At 56.8% G+C, this 7,006-nt stretch carries 7 protein-coding genes; all 7 read right to left on the minus strand.

Going from position 1 to position 7,006, the window contains the following annotated elements:
* Positions 1 to 242 (minus strand): hypothetical protein (locus tag VN887_16530; protein HXT41615.1); only part of this gene is annotated, 242 nt, incomplete at its 3' end.
* A gap of 29 nt (positions 243 to 271) precedes the next feature.
* On the minus strand, positions 272 to 748 hold the full coding sequence (locus tag VN887_16535; protein HXT41616.1) for a hypothetical protein: 477 nt from the start codon (positions 746 to 748) through the stop codon (positions 272 to 274).
* 79 nt (positions 749 to 827) lie between these two features.
* A complete protein-coding gene (locus VN887_16540; protein HXT41617.1) occupies positions 828 to 1,277 on the minus strand; it encodes a hypothetical protein in 450 nt (149 codons plus the stop codon).
* 51 nt (positions 1,278 to 1,328) lie between these two features.
* Complete coding sequence (locus VN887_16545) at positions 1,329 to 2,117, minus strand: hypothetical protein (GenBank protein HXT41618.1); 789 nt, start codon at positions 2,115 to 2,117, stop codon at positions 1,329 to 1,331.
* A 220-nt stretch (positions 2,118 to 2,337) separates the two neighbouring features.
* Complete coding sequence (locus tag VN887_16550; protein ID HXT41619.1) at positions 2,338 to 3,405, minus strand: hypothetical protein; 1,068 nt, start codon at positions 3,403 to 3,405, stop codon at positions 2,338 to 2,340.
* 251 nt (positions 3,406 to 3,656) lie between these two features.
* The gene (gene aspS / locus VN887_16555) at positions 3,657 to 5,456 is read right to left on the minus strand and encodes an aspartate--tRNA ligase (GenBank protein ID HXT41620.1); all 1,800 of its coding nucleotides are present in this window, start codon (positions 5,454 to 5,456) and stop codon (positions 3,657 to 3,659) included.
* Between the two features lie 136 nt (positions 5,457 to 5,592).
* Positions 5,593 to 7,006 (minus strand): OPT/YSL family transporter (locus VN887_16560; GenBank protein HXT41621.1); only part of this gene is annotated, 1,414 nt, incomplete at its 5' end.

A 7,006-nucleotide genomic window follows, 5' to 3' on the forward strand; every position in this document is an offset into this window, starting at 1 on the left:
CGCGGAGCCAACCAACGGACCAGCTTTGCACGGTATGAGAGGGCGGCAGCAATCGGAGCGAAGATGACCAACCCGGCGACCATCCCGACTCCGAAACCAAAAAGAATGTCCGAGGGAGTACGTAGCTCAGGAAGCCAGATCATGAAGCCTAGTACGATCGCGACACCAAGTGCGGTTGGCCCAGCGACGAGAATAGTGACCGGTCCGAGGGACTTGTTAAATGTGAATTTCAAAGCTGCCATGCTGACGCTCGATGTTGCCTACGGGGATTTCATTTCAAAAATGGATGAAGGGCAACTGCAGCTCTGTTGGCCTCTTCGAGAGTGTCGAACGACAAGACCAGTCCTCCCTTGTTCTCGCTCTTTTTGGTTTGGTGCGAGATTATGCCTGTGAGCTTCGTATCTATGATGACCGAGTTCCGATCCATGATGCGCACGCGACGTTCTTTGCTCCCGAAAAAAATGCGGCGCGCTTGAGTTGGGTCTTTGGCGCGAAACAGGAAACGGAGTTGTGCACCCGGCTCGCCCCGCGAGGTGGAGACATGGGCTGACTCCGGGTCAATGTCTTTCACCTGGATAACCCCCGGTCCGGCGGCACTCTTTGTTGGAGTTCCCGACAACGACGCGAATGATGCGAAAACAATGCCGAAACCTAGCAGCAAATGCTGCACGATGTAGAGACGTGGCCAGCGCGCAGCAGGTAAACGACACAGTCCAGCCGCGATCGTCGGCTGCGCCTCATTGTTCAAATTCTCGTTCATGTTTTAGAATCGCGTTTCGGCAGCGTTGCCTCGCTGACTTTTTTAACATACTGTTCATGGCTCGACTCTATTTGGTGTCATCATCGCACCGACCTCGATAGTAACTCACGGCCAAAGCAGCTCCAAGTCTCGCTACGCGCTCTAACGTGTCAGGGCGTAGCGTGAATCGAGACGAACGCTCGGAAGCACGCAACTCGTAACCAACATCGAACTCCTTCTGTGCGGCGTTCAAGATTCGTCGTGCGGCAGGAGAAAGTGCCTCAATCACCGAGCACAGCGCGTGAATGGTGGTGTCCGGTCCTCCGTGCTGCCGAGAACTCTCCAATACAAGCAGGTGCTTCTTCTTCCCCGCCGCTGGCCCCGAGTACAACACGACCACACGCGTGCTCATCTCAGCGATGACGGTGTCAAGTTTCGATGTCGATGTGATTTCCAGATCAACGTTAAGGAAATAGGGTTCATCGCGTGAGAATTTAAGGCGCCGAGATGGACTTGCCCCCTTCAAATGCTTATTCATGCTCTAGGATCATGCTCCGTTACTATCGCCTCACTGATTTACTCGTTCGATTCAGGGCAACTGCGCAGGCACTTCGCCGTTTCTGGCCTTCTCAAGTTGCTTGTTGAACTGCGGGTCATCCCACAACTTCGCCACTTCGGCCGCAATTCGGTCGGCGTCTGCTTTCCGCTCGTTGACAACCAATAGGGCGACGAGTATGGCCGTCTGGGTTTTTAAGTTTTTCTCAGCATGATCTTGTAGTCTCTTGACTTCGTCAGGACCAATCTTTTCGAAATTGCGATCCGAGGCCATGCGTTTGATAGAATCGTAGCCATCCAGAATCTTTCGGGTATCGGGGTTAAGGTATTTGCCGCAAAGGTGATACTCTTTGGCCTTGATAAGCGCTGGCTGAGCAAGCTCGTAAACCTTTTTGGCCAGGCTCGGATTGTTCGCATCCAGCCAAAGAAAAAGCTCCTTGGTTTTGTCGTCTTCTTTCAAATAATTGTTGATCGAAGTGAAATCGTGAAACGCATTGAAGGATGCCTTGTCCGCCTGAATGTTCGCGTCCGCTTCATCTCGAATGGATTTCAGTCTCTTGAGTGCCGGCGGATATACTGCGCCCAGCTCAGCCCAATCACTTAATGCGAACGACAAACGGACGCCATAAAGGGAGGGCTGGTATTTAAGCGCATTGAGGTGAAACCATACGTGTTTCGCCAACGCATCTTCATACCTTCCCGCTTTGGCATCCGCTTTGGCCTGTTCCAGGATCTTGTTCGGATCCGGGTTTGGGGGTGGTGCCCAGTCTGCGCGAACGAACCCGGTCAGTGCAACAATCAGAACCCAAAGCATTCGTTTCATAGGCTTTATCTTAGATCAATCTGGAATCGTAGCTAATCATGGGAGTCAATCCGGCCTTATTATACGCGTCTTCGGTCGCTTTCCAATATGGTACGGGAAAATATCCAAGCGTCGATTTTCGCTCAAGCGGCATTGTCACCTCTTGGAAATGTCGGCGTCATAGCACGGTTCTCCATAGTGCTTCAGTCGTTGCAATATTTGGTAGCGACGTTCAACCTTTTCAAGGATTCCCCTTTGTCGGCGTTGCGCTGTCCGACTTTTGCGGCGCGAACATTTTCGCCGCCATGGTCATGCCCATTCGCTGCATCGAGAGCTGACTCGTCTGATGCGCCGCGAAGGCATCCAATTGTTCCGGGGTCAGGACGGCTTTGGCCCGTTCCAGCACGCGCTGATTGATTTCCTCCTGTTGCTTGAAATACTCGTTCATCTTGTCCTCGGACATCATCCCCTGCCAGTTCGCCATATCGGCCGGCCCGTCCGCGCCCGGCCCGCCGAAGACCGGCGTCACACCTTTCTTCTCCTGCTTCATGATTTCCAGAAGCTGACTGCTCTGGTCCGCGTTCAACGGATTCTGCCCGCCCGCCAATTGCTGCGTGAACTGGTTCAACGTCATCCGTTCTCCCATCGTCTCAGTATAATCCTTGTATTGCGCGTAGCGCTCGTCGCCGAGGAACGCCTTGACCTCCGCTTCAGATTCCTTTTGCTGCGCCGCCAGTTGATTCATTGCCTCGGTCTTGTCGGTGTCGGCTCCCTGCAATTTCATGAACGCGCCGCCCGCCTCCACAGCCTTCATCTGGCGATCCAGCAACAGTTCTTTGAACTTGTCCGTTTCTTCCGGGGTCAGGCCAAGGTCCTTGAATAGTCCGCCATACATCATGTCCATCATGGCGCCCTGCTGCTGGCGCATCATTTTCTTCATGTTCGGGTCGTCCATCATTTTGGACAGGAGATCGCCCATCAGGCCCTTGCTCTTCGCGCCAGCGGGAGCCGCCGGTGTTTGTGCTTCCACTGTGGAAGTGTTGGCTCCGGGTACGGGCGTCGCGGCCGCGCGCAGGGTTTGCAATTCGCCGGTCAACGTCTGCAACTGCCGGTTCAACTCGTCCGATTGCCCTTTCAATTTCTGCAACTTTTTTTCATCGGTTTCTTTCGCCTGTTCTTTTTCCCGAACGCTCTCCTGGAGCGAAACCACGCGCCGCTTGAGATCGGCGTTTTCCTTCCATTCAATGAGACAGACGACGGCCAGCGTTATCGCTGCCACCGAAGAGAAAACGACAAATCTAATTTTCATAAGGCTTTCCCGTCCTTTATTGCATACACCTGAATCTGTTTCCCGACGAGACGAAAAAGCACCTGACGGTTGGCCAGCGCGGAAGCCTATTTGTCTTTGCGCCCAACCAGCTTCTTGATGTCGCCGGCAAAACTGGATTCCAAAACCGGAAGCCGCTCTCCGGTCTGCCGCCGCAAATCTTTGGGAATTGCACGAAGCTGTTCCAACGCCTCGGCCAAAATGAACAATTGGTAATTCGCGCCTAATACGCGTCATTCCTTCTTCGCCGCCTTCAATTCCAGATGCAGATCGCGAAGTTGTTTCGGCGTCACTGGCGCGGGTGAATCGGTCATCAAGTCCGTGCCTTTGGCCGTTTTCGGGAAGGCAATCACATCACGAATGCTCGGCGTTCCGCAGAGAATCGCGATCAGGCGATCAAAGCCGAGCGCGATGCCGCCGTGCGGCGGCGCGCCGTAACGAAACGCTTCCAGCATGTAGCCGAAACGCAGCTTCGTTTCCTCCGGCGGAATCTGGAGCACCTGCTCGAACACGGTCTTTTGCACGTCGGGCTGATGAATACGAATCGAACCGCCGCCGAGTTCCGTGCCGTTGACGACAATGTCATAGTGCTGGCCGCGGACTTTCTTCGGGTCGGACGTCAGAAACTGAATGTCCTCCGCCACCGGCGCGGTAAACGGATGATGGCTCGAAAACCAGCGGTTCTGTTCCTTGTCGAAACTGAGCAGCGGAAAGTCCACAACCCAGAGGAAGTCGAACCGGTTCGGATCAATCGTCAGTTTCCCCTGCCCTTTCAACACGTCCGCGCAGTAGAGACGGATCTTCCCGAGAATTTCGCAGGCGTTGAGCCATTGGTCGGCGGCGAACAGAATCAAATCGCCTTCCTCGATGGCGAGCTTCTTCGTCAACGCGGCCTTCTCGGTGTCATTGAAAAACTTTACGATGGGCGATTTCCATTCACCGCCTTCGACCTTGATGAACGCAAGACCTTTCGCGCCGAAACTCTTGGCGTATTCAGTCATCGTCTCGATCTGACCCTGCGTCGCGCCCGCAAGTCCTTTCGCGTTGAGCGCCTTCACCACGCCGCCATTCGCGACTGCGCCGCTGAAGACCTTGAACGTGCTGGCGCGGAATTCCTCGGTGAAGTCCACCAGTTCCATGCCGAAGCGCGTGTCCGGCTTGTCAATGCCCCAGCGGTTCAACGCTTCTTCGAAAGAGACCTTGTTGAACGGCGTCACGATGTCCGTGCCCAGCGCGACTTTCCAGACACTCCGGAGCAATCCTTCGATGAGGCGGTAGATGTCCTCGCGCTCGATGAAACTCATTTCGATGTCCACCTGGGTGAATTCAAGCTGGCGGTCGGCGCGCTGGTCCTCGTCGCGAAAACAGCGGGCGAGCTGATAGTACCGCTCGACGCCACCGACCATCAGGATTTGTTTGAACTGCTGCGGCGACTGGGGAAGCGCGTAGAACGTGCCCGGGTCGCGGCGGTTCGGCACCAGAAATTCCCGCGCGCCCTCGGGAGTGGACTTGAACAGAATGGGCGTCTCGACTTCGAGGAAACCCTGCTCATCCATGAACACGCGCGTCGCCGTCGCCACCTTGGAACGCAGGCGCAGATTGCGGGCCATTTCCGGACGCCGCAGATCAAGGTAGCGATATTGCAGGCGGAGTTCCTCGTTCACCTTCGAGGCGACTTCCGGATCATCCACCGGAAACGGCAGCACGTCGGCCATGTTAAGGACCACCAGGCCCGTCGCGCCGATCTCGATTTCGCCCGTGGCAATTTTCGGGTTGTTCGTGCCCGCGGGGCGTTTTCTCACTTTGCCGGTAATCGCCACGACGCATTCACTGCGAAGCGAGGCGGCCTGGTCAAAGAGTTCCTTCGGCAAATCGGACGGATCGAAAACGGTTTGCGTCCTGCCTTCTCGGTCACGGACGTCAATGAAGATCAACCCGCCGAGGTCGCGGCGGGAATGGACCCAGCCGGTCAGGATCACCGTCTGCCCGATGTGTGCCGGGCGCAGTTCGTTGCAATGATGCGTGCGTTTCATGTCGTGTGTAGCGGCGCTCGATGAGCGCTGGAAACTTCTCTTCCGAAAAAGCAGCGGCGGTCATGGACCGCCGCTACAGTTCGCAACAAAGCGAAGGCGGATGTTGGCGGGAATCCGTGGAATTTCAAAGCAGATTTTAGCCCGCGGCCCCGGCAGCCGGAGGTTTGGCGGCGAAAAGCCGTTCGCAACCGGTCAAACAGAGGAGAACAATCAGGATTACGAACGGGATGAGGGTCAAGACGTCGGCCCGAAGGCCGTTCCAATCCGCCGCCGAATAAAACGGGTTTTGGTCGGTGGACCATTTGGCGATCTGGTCGTTCACATGCATGAGCAATCCGCTCATCACCGCGATAATGATGCCCGCGATGGCGCCGCCCGCGATGTAACCCGACGACAACAACACGCCGGGGCTTTTGTCGGTCTCGGCGGCAAACTGGTCGGCCGAGATGTCTGCCGACCCGAGTTTCCGGCGCATTCGCCAGTCCACAAGCCACCGCACCATGCCGCCCACGAAGATGGGCGCTGACGACGACAGGGGCAGATAGACCCCCACGGCGAACGCCAGCGAGGAAACGCCGCACATCTCCAGGGTTACAGCAATCATCACCCCCAGCAGCACGAGCGTCCATGGTAGGTGGCCGCCGAGAATGCCCTTGATGATGTAGCTCATCAACGTCGCCTTCGGCGCCGAAAACTTTTGCACCTTGCCGCCGCCGGGGAGTTCGGTGAACGAGCCGTTGATGCCGGGATCCACGTACCAGATCGCCCTGCCCGAGTCGTCCACCAGATACTTCCCTTCACGTGCGACGGCAGGGTCGGTGTTATACCAGACGAGGTAATCCTTCCTCGCATCGTCCCGGGCCTGCTCGTTGCGCAGGCCTTCCCGCGCCGTCAGTTTGGACGCATCGGTACGCAGGTCGGGCGCGACCTGCGCAATCGGCACATAGACCGTCCCCCGGTCGTTCAACACCTGGAGCACTGAACCGAGCACCAGCGCGGAAGCAAATGCGCCGCACAGAATCGCGATCTGTTGGTACCTGGGCGTCGCACCCACGATGTAACCGGTCTTCAAATCCTGTGACGTGGAACCGCCATTCGAAGCCGCGATGCAGACAATCCCACCGATGGACAGCGCCGCGACGAAATACCCGCCTCCGGTCCAGCCCACGATAAGGAAGATCAAACACGTGAACAGCAGCGTCGCCACCGTCATGCCGGAAATCGGGTTGGATGACGAACCGATTTCGCCGGTGAGCCGCGACGAGACGGTCACGAACAGAAATCCGAAGATCACGATGAGAAGCGCGCCGAGCACGTTCATGTGCAGCGGCGTGGCCGCAACAATCGCCGCCAGCAGGACCACGATGCCGATGGCGACGAACTTCATCGACAGATCGCGGTCGGTGCGCGACAGCTCGTCGCGACCGCGGCTGCCGCCCAAACCGAAATCGCGCAAGCCAACCTGGAGGCCGTGCCAGATGGTTGGCAGCGATCGGATCAGGCTGAAGACGCCCCCCGCCGCCACCGCACCCGCGCCAATGTAGAGAATA

It is taken from the genome of Candidatus Angelobacter sp. (assembly GCA_035607015.1).
Lineage (GTDB): Bacteria > Verrucomicrobiota > Verrucomicrobiia > Limisphaerales > AV2 > AV2.

Coding starts and splice junctions, on each gene's coding strand:
- VN887_16540 (HXT41617.1), bottom strand. CDS start 1,277: ATGAATAAGCATTTGAAGGGGGCAAGTCCATCTCGGCGCCTTAAATTC.
- VN887_16545 (HXT41618.1), bottom strand. CDS start 2,117: ATGAAACGAATGCTTTGGGTTCTGATTGTTGCACTGACCGGGTTCGTT.
- VN887_16550 (HXT41619.1), bottom strand. CDS start 3,405: ATGAAAATTAGATTTGTCGTTTTCTCTTCGGTGGCAGCGATAACGCTG.
- aspS (HXT41620.1), bottom strand. CDS start 5,456: ATGAAACGCACGCATCATTGCAACGAACTGCGCCCGGCACACATCGGG.